The following is a 901-nucleotide window of genomic DNA, read 5'->3' on the forward strand; positions in this document are numbered from 1 at the left end:
GAACCCACCCACTGAGGTGACCCGTCAGGGCCGCCCCCGAGCAGGAGGCGGCCCCACGCGGACCGATGAACCGGGGCGCCGGGGCGCCCCGGGCCGGCCGGGCGCCGCCGGCGTCCGCGTCCAGCAGATCGTCGGCGAGCGCCGGATCGGCGGGGTCGTAGTCGGAGTCGTAGCCGTCGTCGAGCCGCGCCCCGGGATCGCGCACACCGGCGGTGAGCCGCTCGACGAGCTCCGCGAGCCGCTCGGGCACCTGCCGGATCGGCGTCGCGGTGATGACCAGCACGCCGAACGCCGCGATCAGCAGCAGCAGCGGGACGGCGACGAAGGGCGTCACGGCGCCCGCGAGCGGCAGACCGCCGATCAGGCCCACGAGGCCGCCGGCCCCGCGGACCCGCCCGATGCCGTCGGAGAAGTCGGGCAGCCCGCGGGCGATGTGCACGACGCCGAGCAGGCCGACCCCGAGTGCGGCCCAGCCGATCACCACCCGACCACGGCTGTCGGGGTCGCTGGGCGCCCGCACGAGCCGCCAGGCGGCCCCCAGACCGAACAGCGGCAGCGCCCACGCCCCGGCACCGACGAACAGCTCCAGGCCGGCGGCGACGAAGGAGCCCACGGGCCCGCCTGCGGAGAACCAGACCGCGACGGCGGCGAGGATCGCCCCGCCGAAGGCCGCGAGCCCCAGCCCGTCGCGCCGGTGGGCGGGATCGATGCGCAGGTCGCGGGCGCCCCGCCCGGTCCGGCGCAGCATGGTGCCGAGCAGCGTCGCCGCCGCCATCCACACCTGGTAGACGGTCCGGACGATGGCCTGGCCGACCATCAGGGTCAGCGGCGGGCGGCGCTGGCGCTCCTGCGCCTTCGCCCGGCCTGCGGGCGCGGACCGGGTGGATCCCCCGGGCCGCGC

1 protein-coding gene is annotated in these 901 nt (G+C 78.2%); it reads right to left on the bottom strand.

Annotated features, from left to right (window positions below; all coding sequences use genetic code 11):
* Nucleotides 1-901, bottom strand: a 901-nt coding sequence (locus tag ND748_RS32940; protein ID WP_251750152.1) for a DNA translocase FtsK 4TM domain-containing protein, incomplete at both ends; no start/stop codon positions are given.

This window comes from Frankia sp. AiPs1 (assembly GCF_023716945.1).
Classification (GTDB): domain Bacteria; phylum Actinomycetota; class Actinomycetes; order Frankiales; family Frankiaceae; genus Frankia.